This is a genomic window from Wenyingzhuangia gracilariae (genome assembly GCF_056387575.1).
The window spans coordinates 2,236,480-2,258,240 of record NZ_CM150748.1 but is presented as its reverse complement, the minus strand read 5'-3'; the positions used below and the strand labels follow the sequence as shown (position 1 = coordinate 2,258,240).

Below are 21,761 nucleotides of genomic sequence, written 5' to 3'. Positions count from 1 at the left end.
CTGAGTAAATTCTCAGGACTTGTTAGGTTAGTTTAATTTGCTTATTGCATTTTTAATTCTAATGATGGTTTTTTCTTTTCCAATCATTTCAATAATATCAAATAGGTGAGGACCTTTCATTTCTCCAACTATGCACAACCTTAAGGGTGGCATTACTTTTCCAAAACCTAATTCTTTTTCGGTTAAATACTCTTTTACTTTTGTTTCTATTACAAGACTACTAAAATCATCTATATTTTCAATAATTTGCAATACATCTTGCATTATTTCAGCTGTAGTTTCTTTCCATTGTTTTTTAGCTGCTTTTTCATCATAAGATGTAGGATTTATAAAATAGTAATCAGATAAGTTCCATATATCTTTAGTAAATACAGCTCTTTCTTTTACTTGTGCAACTACTTTAGTAATGTAATTTATATCAAAATCTTTTAATTCATTTTGATATAATTTTACAAATTCAATTGCTATTTCATCATCATTTTTCTGTTGCATGTATTGCTGATTGAACCACTTGGTTTTATCTGCACTAAACTTAGCACCTGCTTTAGAAACTCTTTTAATGTCAAATTCCTTAGTTAGTTCTTCTAAAGAAAACAGTTCTTGTTCTGTACCTGGATTCCATCCTAATAAAGCCAACATGTTTATAAAAGCATCATTAAAATAGCCATCTTCTTTATATCCTCTAGAAACTTCATTGGTTTCTTGGTTTGTATATTCTAAAGGAAACACAGGAAATCCTAATTTATCTCCATCACGTTTGCTTAATTTTCCTTTACCAACTGGTTTTAAAATTAAGGGTAAATGTGCAAATTTTGGAGCAATCCAACCAAAAGCTTCGTACAACAAACTATGAAGTGGAAGAGAAGGTAGCCATTCTTCTCCACGGATTACATGACTTATTTGCATTAAATGATCGTCTACTATATTTGCCAAATGGTAGGTTGGCATACCATCAGATTTAAACAAAATTTTATCATCTAAAGTATTGGTGTCAATTGTAATTTCACCACGAATCATATCGTCTAAAATTAGTTTTTGATCTTTAGGAGTCTTAAAACGAATTACATATTTATCTCCATTAGCCAATTTTTGTTCAACTTCTTCTTTAGATAAGTTGATAGAATTGTTTAAGGTTTCACGTGAAACGTTGTTATATACAAAAACAGATTTATTTTCTTCTGCTTGTTTTCTTAAAGTATCTAACTCTTCGGCAGTGTCAAAAGCATAATAAGCTTGGTTACTAGCCACCAAAGCATCTGCATATTTTTTATAAAGATTTTTTCTCTCAGATTGTCTGTATGGACCAAATTTTTCATTTTTTCCTGGACCTTCATCAAAAGGAATTCCACACCAATCTAAAGCATCAATAATATATTGTTCAGCATTTGCTACATATCTAGTCTGATCGGTATCTTCTATTCTTAATACAAATGTTCCTTTGTTTTTCTTTGCAAATAAATAATTAAACAAAGCAGTTCTAACACCTCCAATATGTAAAGGTCCTGTTGGGCTAGGTGCAAATCTTACACGTACATTTTCCATGATTATTTTTTTAAATGACATTCATTTGTTGCTTGCAAATATAATTTATCTGCTCTTTTTATAATTATATATACTTTATTTTATTGTCTTTCAATGTATCAACCTTTTTATTACCTTTGCAAATCAATTTTTTAGTATGATAGATTTTACTTATGAGTCTGATTTTGAATTAAATAAAGCTAAAGATTATACTCTTTGGATTCAAAATGCAATAAAAGAAGAAGGTTTTGAAGAAGGTGATATAAATTACATTTTTTGTGACGATGAATATCTTCATAAACTGAATGTAGAATTTTTAAATCATGATACCTTAACAGATATAATTAGTTTTGATTATACGATGGGAAAACTAATTTCTGGAGATATATTTATATCTGTAGAAAGAGTATACGATAACGCTAAAGATTTAGATATTGATTTTAATGAAGAGATAAAAAGAGTTATGATACATGGAATTCTTCATTATTGTGGATATAAAGATAAAGATGAAAAAGACGTGGTTTTAATGCGTTCTAAAGAAGATTTTTATATATCTAAATGGGTTTAAAAGTTCCACGTGGAACATTAAATATTGATGAATATAAAACAGAGTAGGTTAATACTTGGTTTTAAATACAATAAAAATATATGAGTTTATTTACCGATACTTATGATGTAATTGTTGTTGGTGCTGGACATGCCGGTTCTGAAGCTGCAGCAGCCGCCGCTAACATGGGTTCTAAAACTTTGTTGGTTACTATGAGTTTGCAAAATATTGCGCAAATGAGTTGTAATCCTGCAATGGGAGGAATTGCTAAAGGACAAATTGTAAGAGAAATTGATGCGTTAGGTGGGTATAGTGGAATTGTTACAGATAAAACGGCTATACAATTTAAAATGCTTAACAAATCTAAAGGACCTGCTATGTGGAGTCCAAGAGCTCAATCTGATAGAATGCGTTTTGCAGAGGAGTGGAGAAATATGTTAGAGCAAACTGACAATTTGGATTTTTACCAGGATATGGTTAAAGGTTTGGTTATAGAAGATGGTGAAATAAAAGGGGTAAAAACGGGATTAGGTTTTACGATAAAAGCAAAATCTGTAATTATTACAGCAGGTACTTTTTTAAATGGATTGATTCATATTGGTGAAAAATCTTTTGGAGGAGGAAGATCTGGTGAAAGTGCTTCTACCGGAATTACCGAAGATTTGGTAAAAGTTGGTTTTGAAGCTGGAAGAATGAAAACAGGTACACCTCCAAGAGTAGATGCTCGTTCGTTAGATTTTTCTAAAATGATAGAACAACCTGGTGATGAAAATCCTGAAAAGTTTTCTTATTTACCAACTACGAAACCATTAGAAAAACAACGTTCTTGTTATATGAGTTATACTTCTCAAGAAGTTCATGATTTGTTACGTTCTGGTTTTGATAGATCCCCTATGTTTAATGGTAGAATTCAATCTACAGGACCAAGATATTGTCCTTCTATAGAAGATAAAATAGATCGTTTTGCGACCAAAGATAGGCATCAAATTTTTGTAGAACCAGAAGGATGGAATACAGTTGAAATTTACGTAAATGGTTTTTCTACATCTTTACCAGAAGATGTACAAGATAAAGCTTTGCGTAAAGTTGCTGGTTTTGAAAATGTAAAATTTTTGCGTTACGGTTATGCAATTGAGTATGATTATTTTCCGCCAACGCAATTAACACATACTTTAGAAACCAAGTTGGTAAAGAATTTGTTTTTTGCAGGGCAAATTAACGGTACTACGGGTTATGAAGAAGCTGCATCTCAAGGTTTAATGGCAGGTATTAATGCTGCTTTAAAAGTGCAACAAAGACCTCCTTTTATTTTAAAAAGAGACGAGGCTTATATTGGTGTTTTAATAGATGATTTAATTACAAAAGGTACAGAAGAACCATACAGAATGTTTACTTCTAGAGCAGAATATAGAACTTTATTAAGACAAGATAATGCAGATATTCGTTTGACTCCAATTTCAAATGCTATAGGTTTGGCATCTGATGATCGTTTAGAAAGAGTAAAAATTAAGGTTACTAAATCAGATTTGTTAGTACAGTTTTTACAAGAAACAAGTATCAAACCAGAAGAAGCAAACCCTATATTAGAAGAAAAAGGATCTGCAGTAATTAACCAATCTGTAAAAATGTACAAAGTAGCTTCTAGGCCACAGATAGATTTTTCGGATGTTATTAGGTTTCCTGGTGTTGCAGATTTTATAAAAAGTAACGAAATTGATGCTGAGATTTTAGAACAAGCAGAAGTTAAAGTTAAATATGCGGGTTATATAGAAAAAGAAAAAAATAATGCAGATAAGCTTCAAAGATTAGAGAATATAACAATTCCTAAAAGCTTTGATTATTACAAAGTAAAATCTTTGTCTACAGAAGCACAGCAAAAATTAACTAAAATTCAACCAGTAACCATATCGCAAGCAAGCAGAATAAGTGGAGTATCTCCGTCAGATGTTTCTGTTTTATTAGTGTATATGGGAAGATAAATAACAAGTTCCACGTGGAACAAATAATTATAAAAAAGCCGATATTTTACAAAATATCGGCTTTTTTATAGAATTTAAACGGTTTTTAAAATTATAGATATTCTTTTTTTTGTTTTTAAAAAAGAATAGAAGAGTAGAAAAACAATCCTTTTTTATAAAAATATATACAAGTATATTTGAACGCGTTTTAATATTAAAATATGGCATTAGAAACTTATTTAAAAACTAAAGATTATTCAGTTTCCAAAAAAGAATTTGAATTGTTATTAGATGATCGTATAGATTTATTAATAACAAACCCTAGACCTAAAAAAGAGGATTTAGGAAAATATTACGAAACTGAAAATTATATTTCTCATACAGATAGAAAAAAATCTGTAACAGAAATAATTTATAATTTGGTTAAAAAACATACGCTTAAAAAAAAGTTAGAATTGTTAAATTCTTTTTCTGTAGAAGATAAAAATGTATTAGATATAGGTTGTGGTACTGCTGATTTTTTAAAAACGTGTCAGCAAGCAGGATGGAAAGTTACAGGTATAGAACCTAACAAAAAAGCAAGAGAAAAAGGATTAGAAAAACTAAATAAAGGAACTTATATATATTCTGATATACATGCTTTTTTTGAAGATGATTTTGCTGGCGAAGAAAAAGATTTAGATTACAAACAAAGCTACAAGCAAACAAAACTTTATCACCATAGTGAACATGAAACAAAAAATGTAGAAAAAGAAGTTTTAAAATTTAGTGATAATTATACACCAGAAAACAAACCTTATCAATTTGATGTAATTACTATGTGGCATGTTTTGGAGCATGTGCATGATTTGGATATGTATATTTATAGATTAAAACAATTATTAAAACCAAATGGGGTTTTGTTAATAGCAGTTCCTAATTATAAAAGTTATGATGCTGAACATTATAAAGAACATTGGGCTGCTTTTGATGTGCCAAGACATTTATGGCATTTTTCTCAAACATCTATTCATAGATTATTTGCTACAGAATTAATGAAAGTAGTTAAAACCATTCCTATGAAATTTGATGCTTTTTATGTGTCGTTATTAAGTGAAGAATATAAAACAGGAAAAAAGAATTTTATCAAAGCTTTTTTAAGTGGAATTAAATCTAATAAATCAGCAAAGCGAACAGGAGAGTATTCCTCTTTAATTTATTTACTTAAAATCATGAAAAACGAATAATAAGTCCGTTTAATTTAATTAAAATAAAGTTTGTAATAAAATACAAGCTATAAATATAAAACCCTCTTAAAACGAATTTAAGAGGGTTGTTTTTTAAATATATTAGTTATAGAAATTTTACTAATAATAAATATTATTTATTATTAGTAAAATCTATGGTGTTTGCAAATACCATCCAAAAAGTACAATAATAAAATAAATTCCCAAATTTGCAGCTCCTTGAAAATCTCCAGCAATTCTTTGTCCAAAAAGTAAAATTAAAATGTTAGCTGTACTTACTTTAAAAGTTAAAGTAGGGTCAAAAAATGAAACATTAAATAAAAAACTTATAATTCCTAAAATTAAAACAAGTGTTGTAATGGAGTTTATAAGTACCAATAACCACCAAAATAGTGTAGCTAAATTTTCTTTTTTTAAGTGTTCTGCTAAAAATAAAGTATATCCTTTTTTGTCTTTTAGCTTTTCAAAAAGCGAGTATCCAAAAGAAATTAATAGAAATGTAAGAATGCTAAGAGACATTTATTTTTTTTGTAAAAGTACAAATAGTTTTTATACCTCTTTCATCAAAATATAGATTGGCTTTTTTTGTTACCTTAGCCTTTAGTTCTTTTTTAAATGCTTTTATGGCTTTTTATTTAGCAAAGAATTATAATTATATATGGATTACAAATCACAAAAAAATAAATCATCAGATTCTAATTTGGATAAGGACCAATTATGGTTTGCTTTTGTAAAAGGAGATACCAATGTTTTAGGTGACTTGTATGATTTGTATATAGATAATTTAATTGCTTATGGAATAAAGCTATGTGGAGACAAATCCTACACTATGGATTGTGTTCATGATTTATTTGTGGACTTGTACAAATACCAACACAAATTAAGTACTACTAATGATGTGCAATTTTATTTATACTTGGCTTTAAAAAGAAAAATAAATAAAAAGTATAAACAAAAAGAAATTTTCTTAGATCCAGATGCTTATCAAAATGTAGTGCATAAAAGTGCCTATTCTAAATCTAAAGAAGAATTTATTGTTGATAGGGAAGTTTATGAAGAAAAAATAACAAACCTAGAAAAAGCAGTTAATAAATTAACTAAAACTCAGCAAAAAGGAATTACATTAAGGTTTAAGGAAGGTAAGTCTTATGAAGAAATAGCCATAGCCTTAAAAGTTTCTGTTGCATCAGCTAGAACTATTGTTTATAGAGCTATAAAAGCACTAAGAGAATACTCTTTACCTATTGTTTTACTCTTAGTTTTTTCATTATTGTAAAAATAAATATATTTTTTTGTCTATATCTTAATAAAATGTTGCTTTTAGTATATATAAGGCATATTGTATGTTTTTTGTTTTTGATAAATGCAATAACATACTATTTAAGATTTAGATATGAAAGAATCCCAAAACTCTGGAGAATATACGATTACTGAGTTAGAAAAACAGTTTCTTAAAAAAAGAATTTTAACCACAATTAAAAGGTTAAAAATTCAAAAACAAGTATATCGTTTTAGTTTTGCTGCATCTGTAGCACTGTTGGTAGGTATAGGTTTTTACTTTTTAAACCCTAAAACAGATCCAGCACATATTCAAAAAATAGCATTGCTTTCTAACGCAGAGAATATAAAACCTTCAGATAAAACTACATTAATATTAGAAAAAGGAAATGACATTACAATTCAAGGAGACAACAGTTCTATTTCTTATTCTAAAACAGGAGAGCAAGTAAGTATTGCAAATCAAAAAACAGTTGTTCAACAAAAAACAAAAGAACAATTAAACACACTTGTAGTTCCTTATGGAAAAAGATCAGAGTTAACATTATCGGATGGAACAAAAGTATGGTTAAATTCAGGGTCTAAATTAATTTATCCGGTAAAGTTTAACAACACTCACAGAAATGTTTATTTAATAGGAGAAGCAGTTTTTGATGTAACTCATGATAATAATAGACCGTTTAAAGTACTTTCTAAAAATCAAGAAATAGAAGTTTTAGGAACGGTGTTTAATGTTAGCAGTTACTCAGATGATTTTATAAACTATGTAGTGCTAAAAGAAGGAAGCGTTAAAGTAGCTCATCAAAATACCAACAAAGGTTTGTTTGCTCCTAAAAAGAAAAGTTTAGTAATAACACCAGGAACTATTAGTAAAGTAAACGTAAATACTGGAGCTGTGGTAACCAAAAAAGTAGATATTCAACAATATTTTGCATGGAAAGAAGGTCTTTTAATTCTTAAACAAAACAGACTCAATTACATCATAAAAAAATTGGCTAGATATTACAACGTTAACATAGAATTTCAAGACAAATTAATAGGAAAAGAAACATTTTCGGGAGCGCTAAACTTGTCAGATAGTTTAGAGAGTGTTTTAGATGTATTAAGTAAAGGAATTAATATACACTATAAAATTACAGACAAAAATCAAGTAAAATTAATGTTTAACCAATAAAGTAAAATATGAAATAAATAAAAGACACAAATCTAACCAAAAAAAACAAACCAGAAGATGCGGCAACATCCTCTGGAAGTTAAATAGCACATCGTTCTAAAAACGATGCAATTACTAATTAATAGAAACTTAAAATTATGAATAAAATCTTTTATCGACTAGATAAACAAGACAAAAGTATGTTTGCTAGTGTCGAGTGGAAAATTATGAGAATATTTATATTATTTATTGTACTAGGACTAGGATCTGTCTACGCAAACATTCCTTATTCTCAAGAAAAAATAGACTTAAACGTAAAAAACATTACACTTGAAAATCTTTTTAAAGAAATTCAAAATAAAAGTAAATACGTTTTTTTCTACAAAGACAACGTTATTGATAAAAATGTAAAAGTTACATTACACGTAAAAAATGCTGAGTTGCAAGAGGTTTTAAATCAGTCTTTTAAAAAGACCAATTTAGATTATATAGTTGCGGATAGACAAGTAATTGTTAAAGAAAAAGAAACGTTTAAAATTAAAGAAATACAACAACAAATTATTGTTAAAGGAAATGTTTCCGATGAATTTGGAATGCCTGTACCAGGAGCCAATGTAGTGGTGAAAGGAACTACCAAAGGAACCATTACAGATTTTGATGGAAACTATCAAATAGCGATAAATACTAAAAATGCAATTTTAGTTTTTTCTTATGTTGGGTATAAAGAAAAAGAAGTAGCAATAGCTAATAAAACAGTTGTTAATGTTGTTTTAAAACAAGACGTAAGCGAATTAGATGCCATAGTAATGGTGGGTTATGGTACGGTAAAAAAATCGGACGTAACTGGAGCGTTATCTTCTGTTGATACGGAGCAAATAAGCAAAACACAAAATGTTTCCATAGCGCAAGCCATTCAAGGTAGAGCAGCTGGGGTTACTGTTTCAAAAAGTTCAGGAACACCAGGAGCAACACCTATGGTTAGGATTCGAGGAATTGGAACGGTAAACAATGCAGATCCTTTATATGTGGTAGATGGAGTTCCTATTAACGATATTTCTACCATTAATATGGAAGATGCAAAATCTATAGAAGTATTAAAAGATGCATCGGCAACCGCTATTTACGGATCTAGAGGAGCAAATGGAGTTGTATTAATTACCACAAAAACAGGAAAAAAAGGGAAGCCTGTAATTAATTATAGAACCTATGCAGGGGTTCAAAAAAGAATAGACAATTTAGATGTGTTAAATGCACAACAATGGGCAACCATTTACAATGAGGGGTTGGCTAATGATGGTATGCCTTCAGATGCTTATTTAGCAGATCCAAATTCTTTAAAATCGTACAATTGGAAAGATGCTGTATACAAATCTGCAATTATGCAAAGTCATCAATTGTCAGTTTCTGGTGGAACAGATAAATCAACCTATTTTGTCTCTTTTGGTTATATAAATCAAGATGGAATTATTAAAAATACAGGTTATAAAAGAACCAATTTTAGAGTTAACAATACGTATCAAATAAAACCTAAAATTAAAATAGGACATAATATTCAGTATGCAAATTCATACACAAGTTCAGTTCCTTCTTATGGTGGAAATTCTACAGCTAAGACTGCTTTTACAGGATATATGGTAGATCCTTCCACTCCTTTTTACAATGATGATGGAACTTATGCTATTGCAAAATATGCTTCTCAAGCAATAAATCCTTTGGGGTTGACAGAGTTTGGGCAAGCTCCTAGAAAAAGAGAGAGCTTTTTTGGTAATTTATTTTTAGAAGCAGATATTGTAAAAGGGTTAAAATTTAAATCGAATTTTGGATTACAAGTTAATAATACAAAAGTAGATAATTACAAACCTGCATATTTTGTTGCAGGAAAATTTAACTCTCCAGTAACTACTTATAATTTAAGTAGAGCAGAAAGCAGAGTGTTAATTTTGTCAAACACTTTAAACTATAATAAAACATTTCATAAAAAACACAGTATTAATGCTTTGTTAGGACAAGAAATTCAACAGTTGAGTTCTAATAATGTAAGCGCAAGTAGAAATGACATTCCAGAAAGTGTGGCAAATCCTACGTTAGGTTCAGGAGCTATCTCTTCTGCAAGTAACGGAGGAACGATTTCAGAATCAAAACTATTGTCATTTTTTGGTAGATTAAATTACAATTTTGATGATCGTTATTTAATCACAGGTACGTATCGTTTTGACGGATCTTCTCGTTTTGGTGCTAATAACAGATGGGCTCAATTTCCCTCGTTGGCTTTAGCATGGAACCTTCATAAAGAAGAATTTTACGATATAGATGTCATCAACCAATTAAAAGTACGTGCAGGTTGGGGAGGAACAGGAAATCAAAACATTCCAAATACGGCAACTTACAATACATTAGGGGTAGGTGGTACTAATTATTCATTAGGAACTGATGAAGCAACACAGTTAGGTGTGGCTCCGTTAAGACCTGGAAACCCAGATTTAAAATGGGAAACAACCATTACTAAAAACATTGGTATAGATATGGCTTTGTTAAATAATTCTATTACGCTTTCAGCAGAATATTTTATCAAAAATACCACAGATATGTTAATGCCAACTCCAGTATTATTAACGGCTGGTTTTGAAGATAATCCATATACCAATGCGGGAGATATAGAAAATAAAGGATTGGAGTTTACAGCCAATTATAAGAAAAGTATTAATGATTTTTCTTTTAGTATTGGAGGGAATATTTCAGCTATTAGAAACAAAGTTATCAAGTTGTCTGGAGAAGGAAGTCTTATTCAAACAGGTAATGCAAACGGATTTAAAAATATTAGTAGAACCGAAGCGGGAAATCCATTAGCTTCTTTTTACGGATACGAAATGATTGGTTTGTTTCAAAATCAAGACGAGATTGATAATTATGCAAGTTTACCAAACACAAAAGCTGGAGATGTAAAGTATAAAGACTTAAACAATGATAATGTTATTGACGATAGAGATAGAACTTTTATTGGTTCTCCGTTTCCAAAATTTACGTATGGTATTAATTTAGACATGTCTTATAAACAGTTTGATTTCACAGCTTTTTTTCAAGGTAGTCAAGGAAACAAAATTTTTAACAGTACAGACTATTGGTTAGAAGGAGATTTGGGTAGTAATTTAAACACAAATATGTTAGGAAGATGGACAGGAGAGGGAACTTCTAATAGCATTCCAAGAGCTACGTTTTCAGGGCAATCTAACAACACACAATTGTCTAGTAGATATGTAAGAGATGGGTCTTATTTAAGGTTAAAGAACATTCAGTTAGGATATACGGTTCCTAAAAAAATATTAGAAAAGTTTTTTGTAACTAAATTACGAGGGTACATAGCAGCTCAAAATCTGTTGACTTTTACCAAGTATGACGGTTTAGATCCTGAAGTAGGGATAGATAGTTCACAAAACAGTCCTTTAGATATGGGAATAGATAGAGGAAGGTATCCTTCTGTAAGAACTGTTTCTGTGGGATTAGATATTAACTTTTAAATTATTGATGATGAAATTACATACAAACATAAAAAATATTATAAAGTTTAGTGTATTAACTTTAGTAATGAGTCTTGCTTCTTGTAGCGACGATTATTTAGAAGTTGGAACTTATGGAACTCCAGAGGTGAAAAATTATTACAAATCAGCAGTAGATGCAGAGCAAGGAATGATATCTGTATATTCCGCAATGAATGAATTGTATGGGAGGAAAAATTTTTGGGCAAAGATGGGGACTGATTTAATATTTGGAGATATTGGAACTGATGATTTTTTAAAAGGAGGAAATAGAGTAAATGACAATATTCCTTTGGATCAGAAAAAATTATATGAAATTCCAACTTCAAATATAGCGATAGAGCAAGTATGGAGAGTAAATTATAAAGGGATTTATTATGCTAATTTAATTTTAGAAAAAGTACCTAATATTGATTTTGAAGATGCTGTTAGAAAACAAGAAATTTTAGCAGAGGCTCATTTTTTACGTGCTTATTTTTACTTTGATTTGGTAAATTCTTTTGGAGGGGTTCCTTTAATAGAAAAACCATTAAAGTATAGCGAAGCAAATCTTCCAAGAGCAACAGAAGAAGCTACCTATGCTTTTATAGAAGATGAATTAGAATTGGCTATTGCAAATTTGCCGTCAAGATTTGATAAGGATGATACCTATCTTGGTAGAGCAGATAAAGGAGCTGCTTTAGGATTAATGATGCGAGTTTCTTTGTATCAAAACAAAATGAATCAAGTTAAAACCTATGGAGAACAATTGTTTGCCTTGCCTTATGTTTTAGAAGCAGATGTAAACAATATTTTTAAACAAAGTGGAGAATGGGGAACAGGATCTATTTTTGAAATTAATTACTCATCAAACACCAGTCTTTTGGGGAATGGAACCATACAAATTTTATCACCTAGAAGTAAAAAAGGAGGAGGGTTTATGCAAGCGAAAAGAGAGTTAAGGGATGCTTATGTAGTAAATATTATAGGAACAGACACCATTCGTGATCCTAGGTACGATGCTACTTTTTATACTCCAAATGACAAAGCAGGTACTTATGGTACAGGTTGGTATATTAGAAAATATTCTTGGGCTCCTTATAGTGATTATACTTTTCCAACTGTTGGAGGAGCAGCAAACAGTGCTAACAATGTTCGAGTGTTAAGATTAGCAGATGCATATTTAATGTATGCAGAGGCTATTTATTTAACAGATCCAACAACAGCGATTGAGTATGTAAATAAAGTAAGAAAGCGTGCTAGAGAAAGTGGAGGAGTAGGAAATTTATTTCCTGAAGATTTACCTATGACTTTAACAGGGAATGCTTTACGTGATGCTATTTATAAAGAAAGACGTTTAGAGTTGGCAGGTGAAGGTTATAGATACCATGATTTGATTAGAACAGGTAGAGCCGCAACCATTTTAGGACCTTTAGGGTTTCAAACAGGAAAACATGAAGTGATGCCAATTCCTTATTCTCAAATACAATTATCTAAAGGAATATTAACTCAAAATAATTATTAGTATATAGTTTTTTTAATTTAGTTAGTTTCTTAAGCTCAATCAAATCTTAGTATTTGGTTGGGCTTAAGTGTTTGTTATACAATCTTATTTTTTAAGTTATATTTACAATCAGCACTTTTGGCTTTAAAGCTAAAAAATATTAAAAATGAAAAAACAATCTTTTTTATTCTTAGCATTTCTTTTTTTGTTTTTTAATGGGTTTTCTCAAGTTTTTACAAAAAACTATAAAATTACTCGTTATGAATTGCCCATAGAAACCAATACAACAGACATTTTACAAGATCAATATGGGTTTGTTTGGATTGCTACTACACAAGGATTGTGGAGATATGACGGAGGTAGTTATAAAAATTATGTAAAAAATGAGTTAGATACCACAAGTATTACAGACAACCATATTTCTAAAGTTTTTGAAGATTCTAAAGGTGATTTATGGGTGGGTACTTATGGAGGAGGATTGTTAAAATACATAAGGGAGTTTGATTGTTTTGAGCGTTATATTCACGATGAAAACAACCCTAAAAGTTTAAGTTTTAACGAGGTGAAACTTATTTATGAAACCTCAGATGGTCAATTTTTTATAGGAACCGATGGAGGAGGACTTAACCTTATGAACAGAGAAAATAAAACCTTTCATTCGTTCAAACATCAACCCAACAATAAACAGAGTTTAAGTCATAACAATGTATTGAGTTTGGCAGAAGTTACTCCTGGAAAATTGCTTGTAGGAACCTGGAAAGGATTGAATTTATTGGATTATAAAAACAATACAGTTCAACGAATTGTTGATGATAAAAACAAAGCCAATCAATCATATTTTGTTCTTAATAGAATTAAAAAAATTAAGGAAAACTACTCATGGAAAATTCAACAAGATGATCGTCATAGCTTTGTGTCCCTTAAAATTGCCGAAGACATGTCTGGAAATACTTGGTATGTCAATTGGAAATACGTGTCTATCTACTCTAATTTTCCACATCAAGAAGAAAGAATTTCGTTAGATTATTGGTTCCAGGAAAAATATTATTTGCAAAGTATTTTTAAAAGCAGCGTAAAAGGAGAAATGTGGGTGTTGGCAAACAAAGGAACTTTTTTTAGGTTTCAAGAAAAAGAACGAGTATTTGATTCTTATTTAAGTTTCCAAAAATCAAACAATCTCTTGCAAACCTCTCATTATATCTGGATGAATAGTTTCAACGAAATCATCATTTTTGATAAACAACAACAACTAGAGGTTAAACGTTTTAGTACTCCCCATAAAGATTTACAAATTACAAATAGCCCACAAAGCAAAGAGGTGAGTGCTATGGATACACAGTTTTATTACTTGTTTAAAGAAGATGGAACACTTCTTAAAAAACACCCAAGAGACAAGTCTAACGAAGTAAGAAGTTTTTTACACACATCAAACAATCAACTATGGGTTGGCGAAATTTTAGGGGTAAAAAACTACCAAGCAACACCATTTAAACAACAACATTTTTTTCAGTGTAATTGGGACGATCCTAATGGTATAGGGTATTTTCATAGATGTATAAATCTTTTTGAAGACAGCAAAGGTTCTATTTGGTTAGGAACTACAGGAGATGGATTGAAAAAATACAATACCGATACCCAACAATTTAAACACTTTAGACATAAAATTGGAGATGTACATACAATTAGCAACAATTTTGTAGATGTTATTTACGAAGATCAGCATCAAAATTTATGGGTAGGAACTCAATCAGGATTGTCTAAAATTTCATTAGAAAAAGAGCAAGTATTGCCTTTTGAAATGGAAGAATTAAAAGACAAAATTATAACGGCCATTGAACAAGACCACGAAGGAAATTTTTGGATTGGAACCACCAACGGTCTAATAAAATTTAATGAAGAAACAAAAGAAATTAGAGTGTTAAACGAAGCAGATGGTTTGATATCTAATGAAATAGGAACAGGAAGTTTGCTTTTAGACAATGGCGATTTGGTTTTTGGAACCGAAAAAGGATTGATGAAATTCAACCCTAAACAAATTAAACCAAACACTAAACAACCACAAGTTTATATTTCTAAATTGTGGGTAAATAACAATTTAATAAAACCAAAACCTAAAAATAAATACATTCAAAAAAACATTGAAGTAGCAAACTTGTTAAATTTAGATTATACAGATAGCAAGTTTGAGATTGCATTTCAAGTAATTCATTTTAGCAACAACCAAAGATGTAAATATGCCTATAAATTAGAAGGATACGATGCAGATTGGTCTTATGTGAATTCTCAAAACTCCAAAGCAACCTATACCAATATTCCTGCAGGGAAATATACCTTTTTAGTAAAAGCCACTAACGAAGATAATGTTTGGAATACCAACTATAAAAAACTAACCATTGTAGTAGCTCCTCCTTTTTGGGATTTAATTTGGGTACGTGCATTGGCATTGTTGTTTGTTTTAATAGTGGTTTATGTAGTTTTTAAATGGTTTTTAAACAAAGAAAAATCTAGGTCTAAATTTGAGTTAGAAAAAGAGCGTTTGAAACAATTTGATGAAATTTCTCAAATGAAATTACGTTTTTTTACCAACATATCGCACGAACTAAGAACTCCTTTAACATTAATTACAGCTCCTTTAAGTAAATTTTCAGAAAAAGGAATTATCCCCAATCATAAAGTATTAAAAATGATGTATCGCAACAGCAATCGCTTGTTAGAACTCATCAACCAAATATTAGATTTTAGAAAATTAGAAAGCAAGCAACAATTAAAAATATCAGAAGTAAAAGATCAAACTTTGTTTGAAAACATATACGATGCCTATTTGTATTGGACCAAAGAAAAACACATCCAATTCCATAAAACACTTTTTCAAAAAAAGACCCTGCCAACACTTTATTACGATGCAGATGTGGTTCAAAAAATAACATCTAACCTAATTTCTAATGCAGTAAAATACACACCAGAACATGGAAAAATAGATTTTATAGTTTGGTTAAAAAACATAAAAACAAACCCTCAAAACCAGGTAGAAAACGGAGAGTTGGTTATTGAAGTAAAAGACAACGGCGTGGGAATAGCCAAAGAATATCAGCAAAAAATATTTGAAAGGTATTTTCAGTTAGACAAAGATTCTGTGGTTTTAAATAGTTCTGGAATAGGATTGTCTTTATGTGCAGAATTAGTTACGTTACATGGAGGAACTATAACTTTAGAAAGTGAATTAAATCAAGGATCTCATTTTACAGTTTGCATTCCTATTGGCAAAAATTTAAAAGAAACAAACGAACACTCACCCCAAGCTGTCATAGAAACTATAGAAAATTCAGAAAAAGATGTTTTGTTGTTGGTAGAAGATAATCAAGATATTAGAAATTATTTAGCTGCAGAGTTACAAGAATCGTATACCATTCTTACAGCTACAAACGGAAAAGAAGGTTTGTCTAAAGCAGTAGCCCATATTCCCGATATTATTATTAGCGATATTATGATGCCAACGATTGATGGAATTCAGTTAACTCAACAATTAAAGGCAAATGATTTTACGTCTCATATTCCCGTTATATTTTTAACCGCTAAAACAGGAATGGAAAATAAATTGATAGGTTTAAATTCTGGTGTGCACGATTATATTCAGAAACCCTTTAACATTTCAGAAATACAATTAAAGCTAAAAAACATTTTAACAGCTAGAAAAGAATGGACTCAAAAAAATCTGGAAAACAAACAAGAGAACTTCCAAAAACAAAATCAAGATAATTTTTTAATCAAACTAAATAGTTGTTTGGAAAAACATTTAGAAGATTCCAATTTTGGAGTAGAAAATTTATGTTTAGAAATGGGAGCAAGCAGGTCTCAATTGTACCGAAAATTACAATCTATTACCGGAAAATCTATTATAGAATACATTAATTTTTACAAACTTACCACAGCCATGGAACTGCTTAAAAAAGGAAATACAAGTGTAAAACAAGTTGCCTTTTCTGTTGGGTTTGATGATAGCAGGTATTTTAGCAGAGTGTTTAAAAACCACTTTGGAAACGCTCCTTCTTTTTATATATCCAAAAAAGAATAAATTATAAAAACAACAATAGAATATTGTAAATACTTCATTATTATAAGTGTAAATAGGTTTTTTGTGTAAAATGTGCACTCTTTTATACAAAAAATCCACATGCTAGTTTTTTTTTGTGTCTATGTTTGTAAGGCAACAATTAGAACTATAGTCATGAAAAATACCCGAAGAGAGTTTCTTAAAAACACTGCATTGCTAGGTGCTGGTTTAAGCCTTACTTCTTCCTATGGCCTTACCATTATTAACAAACCAAGTCTGTCTAAAAATAGTATAGGGCACGGAGATTTTAAATACCGTGTACACAAAGAATGGGGAAATTTAAATCCGCTAACAACACCTGTTAAAAATTGTCATGAAATGGTTATGGATTCCAAAGGACGTTTAATAATGGTAACAGATCATGTACAAAACAATATTATTGTGTACGATAAATCTGGAAAATTAATAACCTCATGGACTCATCATATGAAAAGCGGACACGGTCTTTCTATTTTTAATGAAGGGGGAGAAGATGTACTTTTTATAACCGATAACAATCAAAGAATTATTAAAACAACCATAGACGGAAAAGTTTTAATGGAATTGCCAAATCCTAAAAAAATAGGAATATATAAAGAAAAAGAACGTTACAGACCTACAGAAACTGCGGTAGCACCTAACGGCGATATTTATGTGGCCGATGGTTATGGTTCTGATTACATACTACAGTTTAACAAAGAAGGAGAATTTATTAGAAAGTTTGGAGGAAAAGGACATCAAGATGAAAAGCTAAACAATGCACACGGAGTTGCTATTGATGACAGAGACCCAAACAATATAACCTTACTATGTACTTCTAGAGTCCACAATTCATTTAAACGCTTTACCCTAGAGGGTAAGTACTTAGAAACCATTTTTTTGCCAGGAGCATATGTATGTCGTCCTGTTATTGATGGAGAAAATTTGTATTCAGGAGCTTGTTGGTCTCGATTAAAATATTTGGAAAGAGTACCTAATTCTGGTTTTGTAACCATTTTAGATAAAAATAACAAAGTAATTTCCAATCCTGGAGGAACCAAACCCAAATACAAGCATGGAGAGTTGCAGCTTATGCTTCAAGAAACACCTTTATTCAATCATTGTCATGATGTATGTATAGATAATGATAAAAACATATATGTCTGTCAATGGAATGCCAACAAAAGCTATCCTATTAAATTAGAAAGAATTTAAAAACATGAAAAAATTAGGATATATATTAGGGTTCTTAAGTGTGTTGGTTTCTTGTAAAAAGCAAGGAGATTACAACAAATTAACCGAAAAAAAAGTACCTAAAGTAGTAGATTACAATTTTGATGTTCGTCCCATATTGTCCGACAAATGTTTTAGTTGTCACGGTCCCGATGTTAAAAAAAGATTTAAAGGATTAAGGTTAGATACTCAAGAAGGTGCTTTTAAAGCATTAAAAGAAAATGCTGCTGTACACGGAATTGTGCCTAACAATCCTATGAAATCAGAAATTTATTTAAGAATAGTTTCTAAAGACACCACAAAACTAATGCCTCCGCTAGAAAGCAATTTAAAACTAAGTGAGTACGAGAAAAAGGTAATTAAAAAGTGGATAGAACAAGGAGCAAAATACGACACACACTGGGCTTTTAAAAAAGTAACAAAACCCGTTGTTCCTAAAATAGAACTTAAAAATTGGGCTAAAAATGAAATAGATTATTTTATTGCTCAAAAAATAGAAGCTACCAATTTGGTTCCTAATAAAAAAGCAGATAAAGAGCGTTTGTTAAAACGTGTAGCTTTTGATATTACAGGATTGCCTCCAAGCTTAGAAATGCAACATCGTTTTGTAAACGATGCTTCAGAAAACGCATATGAAAAAATAGTAGATGAGCTATTGGCTAGCAAACACTACGGAGAAAAAATGGCTGCTACCTGGATGGATGTTGCCCGTTATGCCGATTCTCACGGATTTCAAGACGACCAATTGCGCACAATGTGGCCTTGGAGAGATTGGGTAATTCATGCTTTTAATAAAAACTACAGCTACAAAAAGTTTGTAACCTATCAGTTGGCGGGAGATATGTTAGAGGAAGATAATTTAGAGGCTTTGCTAGCATCTGGATTTAACAGAAACCATAAACTAAACCAAGAAGGAGGAATTATTAGAGAAGAAACACGTATAGAAAACGTAACCGATAGAACCAATACATTTGGAAAAGCTTTTTTAGGAATGACCTTTGAATGTGCCAAATGTCACGATCATAAATACGACCCTATTTCTCAAAAAGAGTATTTTCAAACGTTTGCTTTTTTTGATAAAGTTCCTTTTCGTGAAAATGGAGAATCCGCTTCACGTAAATTATTTGCCGAAAAACCTAAAATCTTAATCACAGATTCTATTGTAAAAAACAAGTTGCCTTTTATTAACAAAACACCAAAAGTTGCTGTAGAAACTATGGTAATGAAAGACATTCCAAATATTAGGAAAACACACGTGTTAAATAGAGGAGCTTATGATGCCAAAGGAGAAATTGTACAAAGTAGCACACCAAAAGCCATACTACCTTTTGATACTCTTGAATACAAACCCAACAGATTAGGATTAACACAATGGATGTTTAACAAAAACAACCCATTAACTAGCAGAGTTTATGTAAACCGAATTTGGCAAGAATTGTTTGGAAAAGGAATTGTAAAAACATCTGGAGATTTTGGAATGCAAGGTGAATTGCCCACTCATGCAGCATTGTTAAATTGGTTGTCTGCTGATTTTATGGAACATGATTGGGATATTAAATACCTCATCAAAAAAATAGTAACATCAGCAACTTACCAACAGTCTTCTGTAATTACAAAAGAAAAACAAGCCATAGATCCTGATAATAAATTACTGGCCAGAGCCAATAGAAACAGATTTACAACCGAAATGGTTAGAGATCATGCACTTGCTACTAGCGGATTGTTAAATCAACAAATAGGAGGAAGAAGTGTAAGAGTATATCAACCCGATGGACTTTGGGAAGTTGCTACAGCAGGTAGAGGACATTTAACAGAATACATACAAGACAAAGGAGATTTGTTGTACAAACGTGGATTGTACATTTTTGTAAAAAGAACCACCATGCCACCTGTACAAATGGTGTTTGATGGAACCTCAAGAGATCAGTGCGAAGTTAGAAGATTGTCAACATCTACACCATTGCAAGCGCTTATCAACCTAAACGACCCTACTATTTTAGAAGCAGCAAGAGTTTTATCAGAAAAAACAGTACAAGAAACAGGTACTATAGAAGAAAAAATAGCAACTGTTTTTCAAAAAATTCTATGTAGAAAAATTAAAAAAGAGGAAAAAGATATTTTGGTAAGTTACTATCAAGATCAGCAAACTTTTTTTCAGGAACATCCTAAAAAAGCAGCACAATTTATAAACGTAGGAGAGTATCCTATGCAACCCAACACAAACCCAATTAAGGTAGCTACCTTAATGCAAGTAATTCACACCATGTACAACATGGAAGAAACCATTGTAAAAAGCTAATCATTATGGAAAAAGAACAATTTGAACATCGATTAAATATCAATAGAAGACATTTTTTATCCAAAGCAGCTTTGGGAATGGGAGGTGTTGCCTTGGGGTCTTTGCTAATGCCCGATTTGTTAAAAGGAAGTTCTCAAACTTCAGATGAAATCCCTTTAGGATTAACACATTTTGCTCCTAAAGCCAAACGGGTTATTTTTTTAGTACAAAACGGAGCCCCATCTCAGTTAGAAACGTTTGATTACAAGCCTAAGTTAGAAGAAATGTTTGGGCAAGATTTGCCTGAATCTATTAGAGGAGGTCAACGTTTAACAGGAATGACTGCCAATCAAAAAAGCTTTCCTTTGGTAGGGTCGCATTACAAATTTAATAGACATGGAAAAAATGGAACTTATGTAAGCGAATTATTGCCAAACATAGCCAAAATTACCGATGATTTATGCATTGTAAAAAGCATGCATACAGAGGCTATCAATCACGACCCTGCCTTAACTTTTTTACAAACAGGAGCACAAGTAGGATCTAGACCAAGTATGGGCTCTTGGTTGAGTTATGGTTTGGGTAGCGAAAATAAAAATTTGCCTTCGTTTTGTGTTTTGTTGTCTAAAGGAAAAGGAAACGGACAAGGTGTTTATTCTAAATTATGGTCCAACGGTTTTTTAGATAGCACACACCAAGGAGTACAATTAAGTGCTAGTGAAGATCCTATTCTGTATTTAAACAATCCTAAAGGTATGGACAGTGCCAATAGAAGAAAAATGTTAGATCATTTGGGGAATTTAAACGAATTGAATTACAAAGAATTTGGAGATCCTGAAATCCATTCTAAAATACAACAGTATGAATTGGCTTATCGTATGCAAACTGCAGTGCCAGAAGTAACCGATATTTCTAAAGAACCAGAAAGTATTAAAGAATTGTACGGAGCAGATTGTACCATTCCAGGAACTTATGCAGCCAACTGTTTGTTGGCTAGAAAGTTGTCAGAATCTGGAGTTCGATTTGTACAATTGTATCATCAAGGATGGGATCAGCACAACAATTTAGTAGGTGCTATTAAAGGTCAGGCTAAAGACGTAGATCAAGCTTCTGCTGCCTTAATTACAGACTTAAAACAACGTGGTTTGTTAGATGAAACTTTGGTGATTTGGGGAGGAGAATTTGGAAGAACCAATTATTGTCAGGGAAAATTAACTCAAAAAAATTATGGTAGAGATCATCATCCTAGATGTTTTAGCATGTTTATGGCCGGTGGAGGAATTAAAGCAGGTACAGTATATGGAAAAACAGACGAGTTGGGATATAATATTGTAGAAAACCCTGTACATATTCACGATTTACACGCTACCATTATGCATTTAATGGGCTTAGATCATGAACGTTTAACTTACAAACATTTGGGTAGAAGGTTTAGATTAACCGATGTACACGGACATGTTGTTAAAGATATTATTTCGTAAA

The 21,761-nt window shown here is 31.0% G+C and carries 13 protein-coding genes; 11 read left to right on the top strand and 2 right to left on the bottom strand.

Going from position 1 to position 21,761, the window contains the following annotated elements; all coding sequences use genetic code 11:
• Positions 1-27: 27 nt before the first annotated feature.
• Positions 28-1,542, bottom strand: a complete 1,515-nt coding sequence (gene gltX / locus ACY2IJ_RS09825; protein WP_476724188.1) for a glutamate--tRNA ligase — start codon at positions 1,540-1,542, stop codon at positions 28-30.
• A 136-nt stretch (positions 1,543-1,678) separates the two neighbouring features.
• On the opposite strand from gltX, the gene ybeY reads away from it, so the two are divergent.
• From ybeY to ACY2IJ_RS09810, 3 genes are all read left to right on the top strand, one after another.
• Positions 1,679-2,089: an rRNA maturation RNase YbeY gene (gene ybeY, locus ACY2IJ_RS09820; RefSeq protein WP_476724187.1), complete on the top strand. Its 411-nt coding sequence runs from the start codon at positions 1,679-1,681 to the stop codon at positions 2,087-2,089.
• A gap of 80 nt (positions 2,090-2,169) precedes the next feature.
• Positions 2,170-4,047, top strand: a complete 1,878-nt coding sequence (mnmG, locus tag ACY2IJ_RS09815) for a tRNA uridine-5-carboxymethylaminomethyl(34) synthesis enzyme MnmG (RefSeq protein ID WP_476724186.1) — start codon at positions 2,170-2,172, stop codon at positions 4,045-4,047.
• Between the two features lie 200 nt (positions 4,048-4,247).
• A complete protein-coding gene (locus ACY2IJ_RS09810; RefSeq protein ID WP_476724185.1) occupies positions 4,248-5,252 on the top strand; it encodes a class I SAM-dependent methyltransferase in 1,005 nt (334 codons plus the stop codon).
• 153 nt (positions 5,253-5,405) lie between these two features.
• On the opposite strand, the gene ACY2IJ_RS09805 is transcribed toward ACY2IJ_RS09810, so the two are convergent.
• Positions 5,406-5,771, bottom strand: coding sequence for a hypothetical protein (locus tag ACY2IJ_RS09805; protein ID WP_476724184.1), 366 nt, complete (start codon positions 5,769-5,771; stop codon positions 5,406-5,408).
• Positions 5,772-5,910: 139 nt separating this feature from the next.
• Here ACY2IJ_RS09805 and ACY2IJ_RS09800 point away from each other — a divergent pair, with 139 nt between their 5' ends.
• From ACY2IJ_RS09800 to ACY2IJ_RS09765, 8 genes are all read left to right on the top strand, one after another.
• Complete coding sequence (locus ACY2IJ_RS09800) at positions 5,911-6,528, top strand: RNA polymerase sigma factor (RefSeq protein ID WP_476724183.1); 618 nt, start codon at positions 5,911-5,913, stop codon at positions 6,526-6,528.
• Positions 6,529-6,645: 117 nt separating this feature from the next.
• Positions 6,646-7,704 carry a FecR family protein gene (locus ACY2IJ_RS09795; protein ID WP_476724182.1) on the top strand — a complete coding sequence of 353 codons (1,059 nt, stop codon included), beginning with the start codon at positions 6,646-6,648 and terminating at the stop codon, positions 7,702-7,704.
• A gap of 137 nt (positions 7,705-7,841) precedes the next feature.
• The gene (locus ACY2IJ_RS09790; protein WP_476724181.1) at positions 7,842-11,198 is read left to right on the top strand and encodes a TonB-dependent receptor; all 3,357 of its coding nucleotides are present in this window, start codon (positions 7,842-7,844) and stop codon (positions 11,196-11,198) included.
• A gap of 10 nt (positions 11,199-11,208) precedes the next feature.
• Positions 11,209-12,720 carry a RagB/SusD family nutrient uptake outer membrane protein gene (locus ACY2IJ_RS09785; protein ID WP_476724180.1) on the top strand — a complete coding sequence of 504 codons (1,512 nt, stop codon included), beginning with the start codon at positions 11,209-11,211 and terminating at the stop codon, positions 12,718-12,720.
• Between the two features lie 145 nt (positions 12,721-12,865).
• The gene (locus ACY2IJ_RS09780; RefSeq protein ID WP_476724179.1) at positions 12,866-16,771 is read left to right on the top strand and encodes a hybrid sensor histidine kinase/response regulator transcription factor; all 3,906 of its coding nucleotides are present in this window, start codon (positions 12,866-12,868) and stop codon (positions 16,769-16,771) included.
• A 153-nt stretch (positions 16,772-16,924) separates the two neighbouring features.
• The gene (locus ACY2IJ_RS09775; protein ID WP_476724178.1) at positions 16,925-17,983 is read left to right on the top strand and encodes an NHL repeat-containing protein; all 1,059 of its coding nucleotides are present in this window, start codon (positions 16,925-16,927) and stop codon (positions 17,981-17,983) included.
• 4 nt (positions 17,984-17,987) lie between these two features.
• Positions 17,988-20,300: a PSD1 and planctomycete cytochrome C domain-containing protein gene (locus ACY2IJ_RS09770; protein WP_476724177.1), complete on the top strand. Its 2,313-nt coding sequence runs from the start codon at positions 17,988-17,990 to the stop codon at positions 20,298-20,300.
• A 5-nt stretch (positions 20,301-20,305) separates the two neighbouring features.
• Positions 20,306-21,760 carry a DUF1501 domain-containing protein gene (locus ACY2IJ_RS09765; protein WP_476724176.1) on the top strand — a complete coding sequence of 485 codons (1,455 nt, stop codon included), beginning with the start codon at positions 20,306-20,308 and terminating at the stop codon, positions 21,758-21,760.
• Position 21,761 lies beyond the last annotated feature (1 nt).